We start from the raw sequence: 18,006 nt of genomic DNA, 5'->3' as shown, positions 1-18,006 counted from the left end.
AGCCAACGAGACCGACGACGTCGCCGCCGCCTGCTGAGCCGGCGGCGGGTTCATCACGGTATGTAGGTGAGTTCCCGCATCTGTAGCGGAACTCCGCACGGGAAGTGCCGATTCACCTACATCCCGTGATGAACCCGCCCGCCCGCCCGGACGGCCAATGCGTGTCGACTACAACGGCAGAGCGGCCACGATCGCGTCGTACGTCGCCCGGTCGGGTGCCGCGACGATCCCGCCGGCCAGCGCCTGCGGGGCCAGCGGCCGGCCGTCGTGCTGCCCGATGACGCCGCCCGCCTCGGTGAGGATCAGCGCCCCGGGCAGGTGGTCCCACGGCATGCTGCGGCTGTAGAGGAGCGCGCGGGCGTCGCCCGCGATCAGGTGCGGGTAGTCGACGCCGCAGCAGGCCCAGGTCAGCTCGAGGGTGCCCAGGTCGCCGAGCTCGCTGCCGACCCACGCGCGTCGTGCGGTGCGGAAGGGCACGGCGGCGCCGGCGGTCGCGACGGTCAGCCGCTCTCCGTTGCGCCAGGCGCCGCCACCGCGCTCGGCGACGTACGAGGCCGCGTGCTGCGGCTGCCAGATCCACCCCCGCGTCACCTCGCCACCGCGCACCTCGGCCACCATGACCGCGTGGTCGGGGGAGCCGTGGACGAAGTTCTTGGTGCCGTCGACCGGGTCGACGGTGAAGGCATGGTCGGCGGCGGCGAACCGGTCGAGCAGCGTCGGGTCGGCGGCCATCGCCTCCTCACCGAGCACCAGCGCGTCGGGGTACGCCGCCTGGAGGGCGGCGGTGATGAGGGCCTCGGACTCGTGGTCGGCCACGGTCACGAGGTCACCGGGGTTCTTCTCCGTGACCTGCTCGTCGGCAAGGGCGCGGAACCGGGGGTTGATCACCTCCGCCGCGACGTCCTGGAGCAGGGTCAGCACGGCGACGGTGTCCACGGTGCTCACCGTAACGGGGCCCGCCGACGGGACAGTGCCAGGGTCGGTGGGGTTGGCTAGGGCCATGCGCTTCACCGAGCACGAGCTGACCGCGGCCCTCGCCGGCGCGGCCAAGGTCGTCCTGGCGGCCGACCGCAGACTCCGCAAGCGCGGTGTCGACGTCGACACCGCCTGGGACCAGATGGACCGCTACCAGCGCTTCAAGGTCCTCGACGCGCTCGGCGACCAGGTGCTGCCCGTCCTCGTCGCCCTTCCGGACGTCGACGTCGCTCCCGGCACCCGCGCGAGCTACGACGACAAGGTGGTCGCCGAGGTCGTGGACGGCCTCGTGGGGCAGCGCCGCGGCCGGCTGCGGCGCGCGGTCGAGGTCAAGGCGCGCACCGCGCTGGTCCAGGCCGCGCTGGCCGCCGTCCCGCCCCGGTTGGACCCCGACGCGCTGCTGACCGACGAATCCTGATCGAGCCTGCACGGACAGTAGGGTCACCCCCGTGCGTGTGCAGGCCGTCGTGGTGACCTTCAACAGGCTGGCGATGCTGCAGCGACTCGTCCCGCGACTGCGGGAGATCGCCGGGCTGGAGCGGATCCTCGTGGTCGACAACGCCTCCACGGACGGCACGGGGGAGTGGCTCGCCGCTCTCGACGACCCGCGGGTCAGCCACGAGACGCTGCCCACCAACACCGGGGGCGCGGGCGGCTTCCACCACGGCCTGGGCTGGGCGGTGCGCGAGGGCGCGGAGCTGGTCTGGCTGATGGACGACGACGGCATGCCGGCGCCCGACTGCCTCGACCTGCTCCTCGAGCGGGTGGAGCGCGACGGGCTGGAGTTCTGCGGGCCGGCGGTGCTGGCGGAGCAGGACCCGACGCGGCTCTGCTTCCCGATCCGGCTGCCGGGCGGGACCCGGGTCGTCCACGAGATGGCGGCCGTCGAGGCCGCTGCCGAGGACGGTCTCATCGACGGCGTCGTGATCCCGTTCAACGGCGTACTCGTGACCCGGGACCTGGTGGAGCGGATCGGGCTGCCGCGCGAGGAGTTCTTCATCTGGGGCGACGACGTGGAGTACCTCTGGCGCGCCGAGCGGGCCGGTGCCCGGATCGCCACGGTGGTCGACGCGCACTTCCTGCACCCGGCCACCGACGATCTCGGCACGCCGATGATGCGCGGCCGCACGACGTACAACCACACGCCCAGCGACCTCAAGCACTACTGCATGGCGCGCAACAACACGCTGAACCTGCGCGCCTACCGCGGCTGGGTGCACGTGCTGCTGTTCTGGCTCAAGACCGTGTGGTTCTACCTGTTCACCAGGCCGCAGCCGGCGCGGATCCCGCTGAGCGCCCGGGCGGCCGTCGCCGGGCTGCGGGGAGACTTCACCGGCCACCGGAGGTACCTCCGGTGAGCGGGCGGCCGGACGAGCGGGTCGCCGTCGTCGTCGTCACCTACAACCGCGCCGACCTCCTCGAGCGGATGCTGGCCGGGCTCGCCGCGCTCGACCGGGCGCCCGACGCCGTGTTCGTGGTCGACAACGCGAGCGCCGACCACACCCGCGAGGTGCTGGAGCGCAGCGTGCTGGCCGGACTGGTCGCCATCCACACGACGGAGAACCTCGGCGGCGCCGGCGGCTTCCGTCTCGGCCTGCAGACCGCCTACGACAAGGGCTTCGACGTGATGTGGCTCATGGACGACGACGTCATCCCGGCCCCCGACTGCCTGACCCGCCTGCTCGAGGCCGACGGCTCCTGCCTGATCGCGGTCCGCGAGGACCGGTCGGGCGCGCTGGTGGAGAAGGCGGCCCTCCGCTTCGACCTGCGCAACCCGCTGGCGATCCGGCCCAAGACGGCGAGCATCGACTCGACGTACGCGTCCCGGGCCGAGATGCCGGCGACGGTCGAGGTCGAGAACGTCGCCTTCGAGGGCTTCCTGGTCCGGCGTGAGGTGATCGACCGGATCGGCCTGCCGGACGCGTCGTACTTCATCTTCTACGACGACGTGGACTTCGCGATCCGCGCCCGGCGGGCGGGCTTCCCGATCCGCGCGGTCCGCGACGCGGTGCTCGTGCGCCAGCTCGACTTCGACCAGCAGCACGACCTGGCCGGCTGGAAGGGCTACTACATGTACCGCAACCTGTTCGCGGTGCACTTCCGGTACGGCGAGAACGCGCTCGTGCGGCTCAAGCCGTGGCTGGTCGCCCTGGCCGTCGTCGCGCTCAGTCCGCTGCGGGGTGGTCGGGCAGAGGCGCGGAACGTGTCGCGAGCGCTCCGGGATGCCCGGGGGATGCGGACCCCGCCGGCACGCTGACCGGGTCCGGCACCAGCCGGGCGCGCAGGCCCACCCGGTTGCCGGTGGCGATGCCCGCGATCCAGACCGCGAAGGCGCCCAGCGCGGCGCCGGCGATCACGTCGACGAAGAAGTGCCAGCCCAGGTAGACAGTCGAGAGCACCGTCAGTCCGAAGAAGGTCCAGGCGCTGATCCGCACCCAGCGGGCGAGCTTGACCAGCTGCACGATGAGGCAGATCGTCATCATGATCCCGACGTGGAGCGAGGCGAAGGCAGCGATCGTCTGCAGCGTGCCCGCGCCGACGGGATCGGCGAGGACGGCGACCCGGTCGTCCCACATGGAGCTCGCCAGCCGGCTCACGTAGGTGTCGGGCAGCGCCGCGAAGGTCCGCGGGTCGGAGTAGATCGGCCCGACCGTCGGGAGCACCACGTAGAGCACCGCGCCGAGCGCCCAGTCGACGGCGACGGCAGTGACGTACCACTCACCGGCGCGGGTGTGCCGGGTCCAGACCAGTGCGATCGCGATCGACACCGGCACCAGCGCGATCCAGACGATGTAGACCGCCGAGAAGAAGTGGGCGGCGAGACCGGTGCCGAACCAGGCGTGCAGGATGGCCGCCGGGTCGTGACCGGCGAAGAGGAACTTGTCGAGATCGGCCAGCGGGTCGTCGTAGATCTTCTCGTGGACGAACGGCGCCATGCTCTTCACGTTGCGGAAGGCGGCGTAGCAGAGGTACCACGCGATGACGCCGTTGAGCGCGAACTTCCAGTGCGACAGCGGCCAGCGCTCGCGCAGCACCGTGCGGAAGGTGCGCCCGATCCGGCGCAGCCAGTCGCCACCGGGCCGGCCGGCCGCGAGCAGGGTGCGGGGCACGACGTCGAGGGCGATCGCGCCGAGCACGATGGCGGGGAACCGGATGTAGCCCGGGACCAGGCTGTCGGGGTCCTGGATCGGGATGTTCTCGACCTGGGAGAAGACCACGGTGAGGACGGCCAGCCCGAGTCCGGCGAGCCATGCGAGGGCGAACGATGGCGCGCCGCGTCCGGTCGTCTGGTGCGTGTACACCAGAACAGGATATGCGTCCGGTCCGACAGGGAGCCGATCAGCACCCGCCGCGCGTTGCGAATGGGGAAGGGAGGGGAACATCCGTAAACTGACCGATCGTGTCTGTCACCTCGTCGAACCCCGGCCTCCCAGATGTGGTTGTCGTCGGCTCCGGCTTCTTCGGCCTGACCATCGCCGAGCGCTGCGCCGCCGACCTCGACCTCAAGGTCCTGGTGATCGAGCGCCGCTCCCACCTGGGCGGGAACGCCTACAGCGAGCCCGAGCCCGAGACCGGGATCGAGGTGCACAAGTACGGCGCGCACCTGTTCCACACGAGCAACGAGCGGGTGTGGGAGTACGTCAACCGGTTCACCTCGTTCACCGGCTACCAGCACCGGGTCTACAGCACCCACCACCAGCAGGTGTACCCGCTGCCGATCAACCTCGGCACGATCAACCAGTTCTTCGACGCCGCCTACACGCCGGCCCAGGCCCGCGAGCTGATCAAGGAGCAGGCCGCCGAGCTGGGTGGCAAGGAGCCGGAGAACTTCGTCGAGAAGGGCGTCTCGCTCATCGGCCGCCCGCTCTACGAGGCGTTCATCGCCCACTACACGGCCAAGCAGTGGCAGACCCCGCCCGAGGAGCTCTCGGCCGACATCATCTCGCGGCTCCCGGTGCGCTACACCTACGACAACCGCTACTTCAACGACAAGTACGAGGGCCTGCCCACCGACGGGTACGCCGCCTGGCTGGCGCGGATGGCCGACCATCCCAATATCGAGGTCGTCCTCGACACCGACTTCCTCGCCGACGGCGTGGCGGACCGCTACCAGGGCAAGGTCCCGATCGTCTACACCGGCCCGGTCGACGAGTACTTCGCCAACAGCGAGGGTCGCCTGTCGTGGCGCACCGTCGACCTCGTACCGGAGGTGCTCGACGTCGACGACTTCCAGGGCTGCTCGGTCATGAACTACCCCGACCCCGACGTCGACTTCACCCGGATCCACGAGTTCAAGCACTTCCACCCCGAGCGCGACTACCCCGAGGGGAAGACCGTCATCGTCCGGGAGTACAGCCGCTTCGCGGAGGACACCGACGAGCCGTACTACCCGGTCAACACCGCCGAGGACCGCGAGAAGCTCCAGCGCTATCGAGCGCTCGCCGAGCGCGAGACGGAGCAGTTCAGGGTGCTCTTCGGCGGCCGTCTCGGCACCTACAAGTACCTCGACATGCACATGGCCATCGCCTCCGCGCTGTCGATGTACGACAACAAGCTGCGTCCGCACTTCGCGGACGGCGCGGAGCTGAAGAGCGGCGGAGTCGACGCATGAGCACCTCGGACCAGGGAGCGACCACCGTCCAGCGGCTGCTCCAGCGCCAGATCCTGCCGCTCGACACCGACCCCGACGTCCTCCCGCTCTACCTCGACTGCGAGGAGCCCAGCCTCGACGAGGACAAGTACGTCGTCGGCGGCTCGCGCGCGGCCAAGGAGCTCAACAACGCCTCCATCCGGCAGAAGACCGCGACGGGCCGCACCGTGCGCCCCGACCAGGTGCTGTCCCGCACGGCGGTCCTCGTCCCGTCCGGCGAGAAGGTCTCGTTCGGCACCTACTTCAACGCCTTCCCGGCGAGCTACTGGCGCCGCTGGAGCGTCGTCACGGCCGTGACCCTCACCGTGACCGTGCGCGGCTCCGGGGCGACCGTCATCGTCAACAAGTCGATGGCCAACGGACGCCAGCAGAAGGTCGACAGCGGGGTCACCGAGGCCGAGGGCCCGACCACGCTGACCTTCGAGCTCACCCTGGGGCCGTTCATCGACGGCGGCTGGTACTGGTACGACGTCGTGGCCGGCCACGGCGACGTCACGGTCGAGTCCGCTGAATGGACAGCAGCGGTCCCCGCGGACCGTGCCGAGCACGGAACCGTCGACCTCGCCATCACCACCATGAACCGGCCCGACTTCTGCGCCAAGCTGCTCGCCCAGCTCGGCACCGCCGAGCTGCTGCCCTACCTCGACACGGTCTTCGTGATGGAGCAGGGCACCCAGCTGGTCCGCGACAGCGAGTTCTTCCCCGGCGCGGAGGCCGGCCTCGAGGGTCGGCTCCGGGTGCTCCAGCAGGGCAACCTCGGCGGCTCGGGCGGCTACGCCCGGGGGCAGCTCGAGTCGGTCCGCAAGGGCACCGCGACGTACGCGATGATGATGGACGACGACGTCGTCTGCGAGCCCGAGGGCATCATCCGCGCGGTCACCTTCGGCGACCTCGCGAAGCGGCCCACGATCGTCGGCGGCCACATGTTCAGCCTCTACGCCAAGAGCCGGCTGCACAGCTTCGGCGAGATCGTCCAGCCCTACCGGTTCTGGTGGATGTCGCCCAAGGACGGCTTCCAGGACTGGGACTTCGGCGCCCGCAACCTGCGCTCCGCGCGGTGGCTGCACAAGCGGCAGGACGTCGACTTCAACGGCTGGTTCATGTGCATGATCCCGCGCCAGGTGCTCGAGGACATCGGCCTGTCGCTGCCGCTGTTCATCAAGTGGGACGACTCCGAGTACGGCCTGCGCGCGAAGGCGGCCGGCGTGCCGACGGTCACCTTCCCGGGCGCCGCGGTCTGGCACGTCCCGTGGACCGACAAGAACGACGCTCTCGACTGGCAGGCCTACTTCCACCAGCGCAACCGCTTCGTGGCGGCGCTGCTGCACTCCGGCTACCCGCGCGGCGGACGGCTGCTGCAGGAGAGCTTCGCCTTCGACCTGGCCCACCTCGTGTCGATGCAGTACTCCACGGTCGAGCTGCGGATCCAGGCGCTCGAGGACGTCCTGGCGGGGCCGCACGGCCTGCACGGGATGCTCGGCACCCGCCTGGGCGAGGTGAACGCGTTCCGCAAGCAGTTCACCGACGCGCAGCTCCACGCCGATCCCGACGACTTTCCACCGGTCCGGCGCGAGAAGCCGCCGCGCAAGGGCAAGGACCTCAGCGACGTCCCGGGCCGCCTCTCCAAGGTGATCACCGCCGGGCTCGCGCCGATCCGTCAGCTCAAGAGGCCGCGGGACCTGTCCCGGGAGTTCCCCGAGGTGGAGATCCGCGCGATGGACGCCAAGTGGTACCGCATCGCGGGCTTCGACTCCGCCGTCGTCTCCATGAACGACGGCACCTCCGCCGCGCTCTACCAGCGCGACCGCGAGCGCTACAAGGCGCTGGTGCGTCGTACCGTCGAGCTGCACAACCGGTTCCGCCGCGACTGGGACGAGATCGCCGGCCAGTACCGCGGCGCGCTCGGTGACATCACCTCGCCCGACACCTGGGAGAAGACCTTCGCCCCCTGGGCCGACGGGGACGAGCGGTGAGCGCGGTCGTGCCGGACGAGTCGGGTCTGCCGCCGCTACGGCCACCTGCCTCGGAGAACGGCCTGATCGGCGTCGTGCGCCGGCGCTACCTGCTCAAGCTGCTGGTCACCCGCGAGATCAGCGCCCGCTACCAGGGGACGTTCCTGGGCCTGATCTGGTCCTACATCAACCCGCTGACGCAGTTCTGCATCTACTACTTCGTGGTCGGGTTCATCTTCAACCTGCACGCGGAGATCCCGAACTTCGCGATCCACCTCTTCGCCGGCCTGACGGTGGTGCACTTCTTCACCGAGACCTTCGGGGCGGGGACCCGCTCCATCGTGCGCAACCGGGCCCTGGTCGTGAAGATGGCGATGCCGCGGGAGATGTTCCCGGTCGCGACGATGCTGGTCTCCCTCTATCACGTCGTCCCGCAACTCGTGATCCTGACCATCGCCTCGCTGCTGTCGGGCTGGACGCCCGAACCTGTCGACTTCGTCGCGCTCCTGCTCGGCCTGCTGATCTGCGGGACCCTCGGCCTGGCCGGCGCCTTGTTCTTCAGCGCCGCCAACGTCTTCTTCCGCGACTTCGGCAATATCGTCAGCGTCTTCAACAACTTCGTGCGCTGGGGTGTGCCGATGATGTACTCCTACGAGATGGTCGACGACCGCTTCGGCCGGTTCGCCCAGTACTACCTCTACAACCCACTGGCCGACGCCGTCCTGCTCTTCCAGCGGGCGTTCTGGGTGGGCACGGTCGACCCCGGGCACAAGTCCGTCGCGGCGATGCCCGACCATCTGCTGCTCAACGGCGCGATCATCGTGGGGGTCTCGCTGCTGATCCTGTGTGTCGCGCAGTTCGTCTTCAGCAGACTCGAGAACAAGATCCCGGAGCGCCTCTGATGGCCACATCGATCGTGGTGGAGAACGCCACCAAGTACTTCACGCTGCGCTACCACCGCACCTTCAAGGAGGTCGCGGTCGCCAAGGCGAAGGGGCGGCCGACCTCCGAGACCTTCAAGGCAGTCGACGACGTCTCGTTCACCGTCGAGCAGGGCGAGTCGATCGGCATCATGGGCCTCAACGGCTCCGGCAAGAGCACCCTGCTCAAGATGATCAACGGCGTGATGAAGCCCGACGAGGGGTCGATCCTCACCCGCGGCCGGATCGCCGGCCTGATCGCCACCGGCGCCGGCTTCCACAACCAGCTCACCGGCCGCGAGAACCTCTACCTCAACGCCGCCATCCTCGGGATGACCGAGGCGGAGATCAAGCGCAAGCTCGACGACATCGTCGAGTTCGCCGAGCTCGGCCACACCCTCGACGGCCCCGTCGGCCACTACTCGTCCGGTCAGAAGGCCCGGCTCGGCTTCGCGATCGCGATCCACGTCGACTCCGACATCTTCCTCGCCGACGAGGTCCTCGCCGTCGGTGACAAGCCGTTCCGGGTCAAGTGCATGAAGAAGATGCGGCAGATCCGCAAGAGCGGGCGCACCCTGTTCTACGTCAGCCACTCGCCGGACTCGGTCATCAAGATGTGCAACCGCGTGCTCGTCCTGGAGAAGGGGCGCCTCGGCTTCGACGGCGACCCGACCGAGGCGGTGCACTACCTGCGCTACGACGAGGGCGACGACCTCGACGACGAGATCGCCAACGACATATAGGACGGCGCGAGCGCGTCGCTCGTTCCTCGCGCCGCGCTGGCGCGCACGCGGTCGAGGCCGGTAGGAGTCGCGTCCGCCTGGCGGCCACCCTGCGGCACGGCGATAGCGCGGGCCTCGTCGGCTCCGGTCGCTCGTTCCTCGCTCCCTGCGCCTCCTCGTCCCGTGCTCCCGCCGTAGCCGCGCGCTGATTGGATGGCGCGAGCGCATCGCTGACCCGGCGCGGACTGAACTCTGGATGTCGCTGACCCGGCGCAGATTGAACTCAGGACGTCGTCGACCCGGCGCAGATTGAACATGGCGTTGCGCGGGACGGGAGTCCCGACTTCACCCGTTTTGCTGCGCGGGGGAGTGGCGGGGCGGGAGGATCGGAGCCACGGCACGCGAAGGAGGGCACGCGTGGTCACCTCCGTTTCACCCGAGATCTCATCCGAGCCGTCGCTCAGCGCGGCCGCGATGACGTCGGGTGCTGCGCGGATGCCGGAGGTCGACCCCATGTTCGCCTACGCGGACGCCGCGATCGAGCACGCACTCGCGGCCCTCGAGGACGTCTCCGGAGAGTTGATCGGCACCGCCGGCACGCTGGACCGCGCCCGGGCGCGGCTGGTCGGCGAGCCCTCGTCGTTCGCGACGCTCTGTGCCAACGCCGGCGCGACCGAGGCGGCCACCGAGCTGTTGGCGCTGGTCGTGGCCGTCGAGGTGGACGCCGCCCGGGCCGCCCGGGTGGCCGTCCTCGACGGATCGGTCCGGGGCGCCCGGCTCAGTCTCGGCGCCGCGGCCCGGCTGCTCGGCGATGTCAGCCGGTGTGCTGCAGCGATCGGCCCCGGGTCGGCCCTGCTGCGGGCGGCGCTGGTGGACCTGAGCGAGGAGGGCACCTGGGCAGCGACCCGGATCCGGCTCGCACCGAGCCTCGTGTGGGCGCTCGCCGGGGACGCGGCCCCCGATCCCGACCTGCCCCTGGGGAGCCACTGGGCGACCGGCGATGCCGCGGCCGAGCAGGCACCGGGCCTGGTGCTGGTCACCGGCCCCGACCGGGTCCGGCGCCGCGAGCTCGGCATGCGGCACTGTCCGGTCGGCTCCGTGCTGGTCAGTCCGGCGCCGGCCGACGGCGCCGGGTGGGCCGCGCTCGTCCGGGAGGCCACGATCGCCGGTGCCGGGATCGTCCTCGAGCTCGAGGAGGGCCTGCCCGAACCGGGGCGGCGGTGGATCGAGCGCGCCACCCATCTGCGCTGGGTCGTCACCGGCCGGGACGAGCTGATGCTGACCGAGATGCCGGCACGGCACCGGATCGAGCTGACCGCGACCGGCGACATGGTCGACGAGGACGAGTGGCGCGAGGTGCTCGGCGACGTGCCCCACACCCATCGTCTCAACGCCACCCAGCTCGACCAGGTGCGGCGCACCCTGCCCGCTGTCGGCGGCGACGTCGACGCCGCCGTACGCCGTCTCCTCGGTGGCCCTCTCGCCCGGCTGGCCCACCGGGTGCGCCCCCGGAAGACCTGGGACGACCTGGTGCTGAGCGGGGCCAAGAGCGCCCAGCTGCGCGCCGTGGTCGGCCGGTACCGCCACGGCCCGACGGTCTACGACGAGTGGGGCGTCACGACGGCCTCCGGCCGCGGCGTGGTCGCACTGTTCACCGGGCCGTCGGGCACCGGCAAGACCCTGGCCGCGGAGGTGGTCGCGCACGACCTCGACCTCGACCTCTACCGGGTCGACCTGTCGACCGTGGTCAGCAAGTACATCGGCGAGACCGAGCAGAACCTCGATCGGCTCTTCGACGCGGCGTCCGCAGGCAACGCGGTGCTGTTCTTCGACGAGGCGGACTCCGTGTTCGGCAAGCGCGCCGAGGTCAAGGACGCCCGTGACCGGTACGCGAACCTCGAGGTCTCCTACCTGTTGCAGCGACTCGAGGAGTACGACGGCGTCGTGGTCCTCGCGACCAACCTGCCGGGCAACATCGACGAGGCGTTCCTGCGCCGGATCCACGAGGTCGTCCACTTCACCGAGCCCAGTGTCGACGAGCGGCGCGCCATCTGGCAGCGCCACCTCGCCGACGGCCGGATGCCGGTGGACGAGATCGACGTCGGGGGGCTCGCGTCGCGGTTCGACCTCACGGGTGGGCAGATCCGCAACATCGTGCTCGCGGCGGCCTTCCGGGCCGTCGACGAGGGGACCGGTGTGTCACTGACGCACGTCAACGCGGCGATCGCCGGCGAGCTCCGCAAGCTCGGCCGGATGGTGAAGACGGAGGACTTCGATGAGTGACCACCACGAGCGGACCCATGCCGGTCACGAGCACGACGCTCCGGGACCGGCGACCGAGCAGCCGATGCGGGTGGGCGCTGCCGACGACCATGCCGAGCGCGAGGCGGAGACCCGGGCCCAGGCGGCCCTGGCGCGGCTCTCCTCCCGGGGCGGGACGGTGGCGCTGAGCGGCGCCGGGGTGGGCGGCGTCGGCGATGGCCGGATCCGGCGCGCTCCCAGCGCCGCGGCGCCAGGACGGATCGGACTCGCCGGGGGCGACCTCGACCCCGGCTCCCAGCAGGAGATCCGGTCGCGCCGCGGAGGTGGGGAGCCACTGCCCGACGCGGTCAGGTCGTCGATGGAGTCCGCCTTCGGCCGATCCTTCGGGGACGTCCGGATCCACCGCGACGCCACCGCGGCCCGGCTGTCCCGGTCGATCTCGGCGGACGCGTTCACCGCGGGCAAGGACATCTACTTCGCGGACGGCATGTTCGACGCCGGAACCGAGCACGGCCGGCACGTGCTGGCCCACGAGCTCGGCCACGTCGTGTCCGGTGAGTCCGGCGTGCACCGGTGGAACCCCTTCAAGAAGAAGACGCCGGAGGAGCAGAAGAAGGCCGAGGACGCGAAGAAGCGCAAGGAGGAGCTGGTCAAGGCCCGGGCCGAGCTGAAGGCCAAGGACAAGGCCGTGCGGCTGAAGGCCAAGGAGGTCAACGCCAAGAACAAGGAGGTCTCGGCGAAGGTCAAGGGCCAGTACGCCGGCAACACGGATCCCCGGTTCAAGCCCCAGGCGCTCAAGGACCTGGAGATGCAGCTCAAGGACCAGCTCGACCTGGAGCGCTATGTGCGGTCGAAGGCGCGCCACGAGGTGATCCAGGGCCAGCCGGAGACCGACGAGCTGCGCGCTCAGGCCGACCTCGCCGAGGAGCAGGCGGTCGACGAGCTGTGGGCCAAGGCGCCCGAGGACCTCCGCGCGTTCCGGCCGCTGCGCTATGACGAGTTCGACAAGGCCCTCAACGAGGTCCGCCAGGCCATCAACGAGGCGCGGGCCGAGGAACAGGGCGACATCGCCAAGAAGCTGGATGACAACGAGTCCTCGTTCGGTGCGCCGATGTCGCCCAAGGACGCCGCCAAGAAGGTCGCCGAGCAGCGCGGCCTCGAGCGTCGCAGGGCACGCAACGTGCAGAGCAAGGGCGAGACCCTCGAGCAGCGCGGGCAGGAGGACGAGCAGCGCGCGCAGCAGAAGGGCATGGCCAAGGTCGCCGAGGTCGCCGCGGAGCGCCCCGTCAGCAAGGGCGAGGAGCAGCAGATCAAGAAGGACTCGGCGCGCAAGGGCGTCGAGGAGCGTTACGGGCACGACCAGGACGTGGTCGACGCGCAGGACGGCCTGAAGACCGCGAGCAAGGTCACCGCCATGGCCGGCAAGGGCGACAAACAGCTCAACAAGCAGCTCATCGGCCAGGGCTACCTCGAGAAGGAGGGCGTGCCCGGCGAGGCCAACGAGCTGGCGGCCAACAGTGTCGGCGGCCTGGCGGAGATCTTCAACCTGCTCTCCCAGCTGCTCGGGCTGTCCGACCAGATCCGTGACATCAAGAAGGGGATGGCCGACCCCGGCGCCAGGCTGAAGGCGACCCAGACGGCGGTCGGTGCCTTCAGCTCGGGCGCGAAGGTCACCCGGATCACGTTGCGGGCGGCACGCGAGGGCGTGGAGAAGTTCGGCGGGTCGAGCCAGGTGATCAGCGACGTCGGGACCGCTCTTCCGATCGTCGGGCTGATCACCTCCTCGCTGGGCACCATCGACAAGGCCATCGAGCTGGTGCCGCTGGGGCAGCGGCTCGGCGAGGGACTGGTCACCGTCGACCAGGCCGTGCTCGAGCGGAAGGGCCCGCTGGCGGCCTCCCTGAAGCGGGTCAACTCCCGCAACGCGCAGCTGGTCGAGAAGGCCACCTTCGGGCTGGCCAAGAACATCACGATGCTCGGTCTCCACGTCGCCGAGATCGCCACTGCCGGCGGGTTCGGGATCCCCGCGGCCGCGAAGCTGACCCTGACCATCACCGACTACGCCCACCAGCTCGGTCACAAGATCTACGACACGGTCAACGAGAGCCAGTCCTCCACCGCCAAGAAGGACTTCGGGGTCAAGCACAAGGAGGGCGCGTCGCGAGACGTGCTCAAGTACGACATCGGCACGTCGATCGACGTCGTCATCGTGGCCGCCCAGAAGCACAAGCTCGACTACGCCCGGAAGCTGCTGAAGGGATACGGCATCCGGGACAACGAGATCGACGGCATGCGCCACTACGAGATCCGGGACAAGGTCCTCGACGGCCTGGACGCCGAGGGCGACCCGAAGACCGTCACCGAGAAGATCGAGTCCGCCAAGAAGGCGGTCAAGGAGAAGCTCGGCCTCGACGACGGTCCCGGTGGCGGCAAGAAGGAGGAGAAGGGCACCCTCGACAAGATCAGGGAGCTGCCCGGCAAGGTCGCCGGAGCCGTCACCGGCCTGCCCGACAAGATCGGCAAGAAGGTCGCCGAGCTGAAGGCGAAGCACGCCGACGCGAAGCTGCTGGTCGAGGAGAAGAACAAGCTCGGCTACCACGGCAAGAAGGACCGCGGTGGCGGCTCGGTCCTGATGAACTTCCTGCGCGGCGAGGACAAGACGGAGAAGTCCTTCGCCAAGGTCCGTGGCGAGCAGCACGTCAACGGCGTCGCGCCCGACCAGCTGTCCCGGACCGGCTCGGATCGCGACAAGCGGGCCAAGGTCGCCGAGCAGAAGCAGTCGGCCAAGCAGGTCGCGCCCGTGCACCAGTTCGACCCGGCGTTCGCCGCCAAGGTCGCCAAGGCGAGCATGGCCGAGCTCTACCAGCTCGTCGGCAGCCTGCCGAAGACCGACCCGTTCTACGAGGGCAACCTCGAGTACGTCGACTTCGAGGTGGCCCGTCGGGTCCAGGAGGGGGTCGCATGAGCACCCCAACGGAGACCGACGCGGCCGAGGCCGCGCACCACGGTCCGGTCCAGCGATCGGCCGCCCGCGTCTATGACAAAGGGGGCTGGCCGGTCACCGCTCTCGAGGACGGCACCGGGTTCACGATGGAGGTCGAGGGCACCGACGGCGCCTGGTCGGCCCTCGCGATCACCGATGACGACGCGGACCGGTTCGTCTTCTACTCGCTCCTGCCGGTCGACCCGGCGCCGGAGCGGTGGCCGGCGATGGCCGAGGCGCTGCACCGGATCAACCACGGCCTGGTGACGGCGGCCTTCGAGTTCGACCACGACACCGGCGAGGCTCGGTTGCGCACCGGCATCGAGCTGATCACCCTGCCTCGTGACGTCCTCGACGACGACGACCTGCTCGACGCGATCATCAATGACCTCTCCGCCGCGAACGTGGAGATCTTCGACCGCTATCTCTCCGGGCTGGTCGCGGTGTCCCTGGGCGCCGATCCGGCGGAGGTCGTCGCGGAGATCGAGGCCGACCCCGACGACGACTGACCGGGAGCGGAGCCGGTCAGGACACCCGCCACCAGACGAGCAGGGCCACCAGCACCAGGGTCGTCACACCGAGCAGCGTCCACACCCACCACAGCGATCGGGGCTCGGGGACGGGCGGCGGAGGCGGAGGTACGACGACCACCGGCTCCGGGGCGGGCTCGGGCTCCGGGGGCGGCACGACCACCATCGGCAGGCCGCATCGGGTGCACGTCTCGGCCGCCAGCGGGTTGACCTCGCCGCAGTGCGGGCAGGGGATCGATGCCACGGTGACCTGGCCCGCGGTGCCGGGCAGGCGGCGCAGCGTGTCACCGTCGGTGTCCCGGTCACCGAGCTGGATGGTCTGCGGTGTCCAGAACAGCGGGTAGTCACAGCGTGCGCAGAAGTCCGCCGCGTCGCGTTCGCTCAGGGCGACGGTGGCCTGGGTCCCGCACTCGGGACAGGTCACGGGGGAGCTGCTCAACGTCTGTCCTTCTCCGGTCTTCATCGGCCGGTCTCGTTGTCGTCGTCGGTCGAGGACCACAGCAGCCGGCCGGCCACGTGGAGCTCGCTGTGTGCGTGCGCGGGGACCTCGTCGCGCACGACCTCGACCAGCTCCGGCTCGGACATCATGCCGGTCGAGTCCAGCAGCAGACGCACCCAGGCGGTGTCGGCCGGCGCCTCGCCGGCAGCCCAGATGCCGCCGCCCTCCTCGATCGTGACCGCCGACCCGGTCACCAGCTCGAGATAGGTGCGCAGGCCGTGGCTCGTGCCGCGCCAGGCCAGGGTCTGGGCGGCGCTGGAGACGATCCGCCGCTGCAGGCTCTCGGGCAGTGACTCGTCGAGCGCGCCGAGGCCGATCCAGGAGCCGAGCCAGCGCACCATCTCCGGCGGCGCGACACTGAGGTCGAGGACGTGCTCGATGGTGTCGGCGTCCTCCAGCAGGGTGCTCCCGACACTCTGGAAGATCGACACGAATCGGACGAAGAAGTCCTCGCCGGTCATGGTCACCGGGAGCTGCTGGAGCATCCAGTTCGGGTCGCGGCGCGGACGGACACGTCCGTCCGGGACCCGGGTCACGATGGGGGACAGGGTCATCGCACGATCACCTGCGGCGCGGCGGCCAGGAACAGCGAGCGTCGGTCGAGACGAATGACCTCCTTGGCGGCACCGAGCCGCCGGCCGGTCCGCAGGTCGTACTCGTAGAGCAGGGTCTCCTCGACCCGGGCGACGCCCTCGACGGACTCGAGGAGCTGGGTCACCGCCGCACCGTTGAGGTCGCTGTCGAAGGGCCAGCCCGTGCCGTCCGTGCCACCGACGAGCGGGTTGACGAAGCGGCTGATCGCGTCCACGGCGCGCTGCTGCACCAGCGCCGGGGGCCGGCCGGGCTCACCGTGTACGAGAGCCACCACGGAGACCCCCTGGTAGTAGGGCGTGCCGATCTCGACGGCGGTGCCGACGATCCGGTGCCGGTCCAGGTGCCGGGAGATGGTCTCGGTCAGCGTGGGGGTCAAGGCGTAGTCGTCCAGGGTGTGCTGGGCGACCTCCCCGCGCACGCGGGGCACGATGAGCAGCTGGACGGCGCCGTTGCCGCGCTGGGCGCTCTGGCACCGCGCGCGGGCCACCTCGGTGGACGACTCCAGGGTGAGGCGCTCGTAGTCGTCCGCCGTGACCGCGCGCTGGCCGGTCCGCAGCGTCAGTGGAGCTCGTTCCTTGGCCTCGGCGACCGTCTCCGCATCGACGCCACCGCGCGCGGGGGCGAGGTTCACGACGCCCGACACGTAGGGCACCGACGACCGCATCACCGAGAGGGTCCGGACCCCGACGTTGGCGGCCCGGCCGCCGCCGGAGCGGTAGCCGGACACCCGGATCCAGGCACCGTCGCGCGGGATGGCACCGTGCTGGCGCGTCGAGCCGTCCGGGTAGCGGATGCGGGGTCCGAACCGGACCGTCCCGGTGCTGTCGTCCCACACCACGTGCCGGTCGTCCGGCCCCGATGCCGAGAAGTCGGGCACCTCGGTCCACCGCACGGACTCGTCGCCGTCCACGACCTCGACGACCTCGTCCGGGCTGCGCGGCAGCACGGGGGCGTGCCCGGCGGCGAACGCCTGGCCGGGCGAGCCGTCGCTGCGGCCCAGCTGCTCGGCGGGGAAGCGCTCGGCGTGCTCGGCCGCCACCGTGCCGCCCATGGCCGCCGCGCTCACGGCGCGCACGCGTGGGGAGGCGCGGTAGGTGGGCTCGCCGAGCGACGGTGAGAGCAGCCGGGCGCGCAGCCAGTACGCCGCGAGGTTGCCCACCGCGTTCGGTGAGTGCTCCACCGGGACCAGCAGCGAGATCGCCCCGGCCCGGTTGAGGCCGCCGGTCGTGTCCTCGAACACCTGGCATCCGATCCAGCCCTCGCCGTTCCAGATCTCCCAGGCCAGCGGCGGGTTGGTCGGATCGACGCCGATGCCCTCCGCCTCGGCGTCGATGTCGAGGCGGAGCACGACGCCGGCCAGGCTGTCCCGGAAGCCCAGGCAGAAGGTGTCGCCCGGGGAGAGGTCGGGGGACGCGAAGCAGCGGACGCCGGCGGGGTCGAAGCGGACGTCGTCCCAGACGTCGACGACAGTGCGCCCGTCGTCACTGACCGTCATCGCGGCGTCCAGGCGAGGGGGCGCGATGTTCAGGTCCCGCAGCGTGCTGAACGCCACCGTGTCACCCTCCCCGGCGGCGAGGGTGGAGACCTCGGTGGCCGCGGGCACGACGACCGGCACGTCGAGCGCGGTCGACAGCCAGAAGGTCAGGTCGGTCCGAGCCACGGACGGCGCGAAGGGCTCGATGCCGACGAGGTTGAGGAAGTGGGAGTAGAGCCGGTCGGGGACCTGGTTGACCCGGTACAGGACCATCTCGCTCATCCAGGCGAACAGCTCGATGAGGGCGACACCGGGATCGGAGACGTTGTGGTTGGTCCACTCCGGGCAGTAGAGCGGGATCAGGCGCTTGGCCTCGTCGACGATGTCCTGGAAGGTCCGGTCGTCGAGGCTGGGCGTGGGCAGCGGCATGGGTCGGGTCCTCGG

15 protein-coding genes are annotated in these 18,006 nt (G+C 70.5%); 10 read left to right on the top strand and 5 right to left on the bottom strand.

Features of this window, described 5'->3' with window-relative positions; genetic code table 11:
• Positions 1-168: 168 nt before the first annotated feature.
• Positions 169-936, bottom strand: a complete 768-nt coding sequence (locus tag KVF89_RS09515; protein WP_257425161.1) for an inositol monophosphatase family protein — start codon at positions 934-936, stop codon at positions 169-171.
• Positions 937-1,000: 64 nt separating this feature from the next.
• Here KVF89_RS09515 and KVF89_RS09510 point away from each other — a divergent pair, with 64 nt between their 5' ends.
• From KVF89_RS09510 to KVF89_RS09500, 3 genes are read left to right on the top strand one after another with little or no spacing between them, the layout of a single operon-like run.
• The gene (locus KVF89_RS09510; protein ID WP_257425159.1) at positions 1,001-1,393 is read left to right on the top strand and encodes a hypothetical protein; all 393 of its coding nucleotides are present in this window, start codon (positions 1,001-1,003) and stop codon (positions 1,391-1,393) included.
• A 31-nt stretch (positions 1,394-1,424) separates the two neighbouring features.
• Positions 1,425-2,333, top strand: a complete 909-nt coding sequence (locus tag KVF89_RS09505) for a glycosyltransferase family 2 protein (RefSeq protein WP_257425158.1) — start codon at positions 1,425-1,427, stop codon at positions 2,331-2,333.
• The gene (locus tag KVF89_RS09500; RefSeq protein WP_257425156.1) at positions 2,330-3,232 is read left to right on the top strand and encodes a glycosyltransferase family 2 protein; all 903 of its coding nucleotides are present in this window, start codon (positions 2,330-2,332) and stop codon (positions 3,230-3,232) included. The genes KVF89_RS09505 and KVF89_RS09500 overlap by 4 nt, the downstream gene beginning before the upstream one ends.
• On the opposite strand, the gene KVF89_RS09495 is transcribed toward KVF89_RS09500, so the two are convergent.
• Positions 3,141-4,277: a phosphatase PAP2 family protein gene (locus KVF89_RS09495; RefSeq protein WP_257425155.1), complete on the bottom strand. Its 1,137-nt coding sequence runs from the start codon at positions 4,275-4,277 to the stop codon at positions 3,141-3,143. The genes KVF89_RS09500 and KVF89_RS09495 overlap by 92 nt on opposite strands.
• A gap of 98 nt (positions 4,278-4,375) precedes the next feature.
• On the opposite strand from KVF89_RS09495, the gene glf reads away from it, so the two are divergent.
• The 7 genes from glf to KVF89_RS09460 all read left to right on the top strand — a co-directional run bounded on the left by glf (position 4,376) and on the right by KVF89_RS09460 (position 14,974).
• On the top strand, positions 4,376-5,587 hold the full coding sequence (glf, locus tag KVF89_RS09490; RefSeq protein WP_257425154.1) for a UDP-galactopyranose mutase: 1,212 nt from the start codon (positions 4,376-4,378) through the stop codon (positions 5,585-5,587).
• Positions 5,584-7,599, top strand: coding sequence for a glycosyltransferase (locus KVF89_RS09485; RefSeq protein WP_257425153.1), 2,016 nt, complete (start codon positions 5,584-5,586; stop codon positions 7,597-7,599). The genes glf and KVF89_RS09485 overlap by 4 nt, the downstream gene beginning before the upstream one ends.
• Entirely contained in the window at positions 7,596-8,480 is an 885-nt protein-coding gene (locus tag KVF89_RS09480) for an ABC transporter permease (RefSeq protein ID WP_257425152.1), read from the top strand. The genes KVF89_RS09485 and KVF89_RS09480 overlap by 4 nt, the downstream gene beginning before the upstream one ends.
• Complete coding sequence (locus tag KVF89_RS09475) at positions 8,480-9,241, top strand: ABC transporter ATP-binding protein (RefSeq protein WP_257425151.1); 762 nt, start codon at positions 8,480-8,482, stop codon at positions 9,239-9,241. The genes KVF89_RS09480 and KVF89_RS09475 overlap by 1 nt, the downstream gene beginning before the upstream one ends.
• A 396-nt stretch (positions 9,242-9,637) precedes the next feature.
• Entirely contained in the window at positions 9,638-11,503 is a 1,866-nt protein-coding gene (locus tag KVF89_RS09470) for an ATP-binding protein (RefSeq protein WP_257425150.1), read from the top strand.
• Positions 11,496-14,447 (top strand): eCIS core domain-containing protein, encoded by a 2,952-nt coding sequence (locus KVF89_RS09465; protein ID WP_257425149.1) that lies wholly within the window; start codon positions 11,496-11,498, stop codon positions 14,445-14,447. The genes KVF89_RS09470 and KVF89_RS09465 overlap by 8 nt, the downstream gene beginning before the upstream one ends.
• Positions 14,444-14,974: a YbjN domain-containing protein gene (locus KVF89_RS09460; RefSeq protein ID WP_257425147.1), complete on the top strand. Its 531-nt coding sequence runs from the start codon at positions 14,444-14,446 to the stop codon at positions 14,972-14,974. The genes KVF89_RS09465 and KVF89_RS09460 overlap by 4 nt, the downstream gene beginning before the upstream one ends.
• Before the next feature lie 16 nt (positions 14,975-14,990).
• On the opposite strand, the gene KVF89_RS09455 is transcribed toward KVF89_RS09460, so the two are convergent.
• The 3 genes from KVF89_RS09455 to KVF89_RS09445 are packed head-to-tail and all read right to left on the bottom strand — an operon-like array spanning position 14,991 to position 17,991.
• Complete coding sequence (locus KVF89_RS09455; RefSeq protein ID WP_257425145.1) at positions 14,991-15,434, bottom strand: hypothetical protein; 444 nt, start codon at positions 15,432-15,434, stop codon at positions 14,991-14,993.
• Positions 15,435-15,454: 20 nt separating this feature from the next.
• The gene (locus tag KVF89_RS09450; protein ID WP_257425144.1) at positions 15,455-16,048 is read right to left on the bottom strand and encodes a phage tail protein; all 594 of its coding nucleotides are present in this window, start codon (positions 16,046-16,048) and stop codon (positions 15,455-15,457) included.
• Positions 16,045-17,991, bottom strand: a complete 1,947-nt coding sequence (locus tag KVF89_RS09445) for a putative baseplate assembly protein (RefSeq protein ID WP_257425143.1) — start codon at positions 17,989-17,991, stop codon at positions 16,045-16,047. Before KVF89_RS09445 ends, KVF89_RS09450 begins: the two co-directional genes overlap by 4 nt.
• Between the last annotated feature and the right edge of the window lie 15 nt (positions 17,992-18,006).

Source organism: Nocardioides carbamazepini, from assembly GCF_024614185.1.
Taxonomy (GTDB): domain Bacteria; phylum Actinomycetota; class Actinomycetes; order Propionibacteriales; family Nocardioidaceae; genus Nocardioides; species Nocardioides carbamazepini.
Note: the sequence above shows the minus strand (reverse complement) of the source record. Positions and strands in the feature narration are given on the sequence as shown.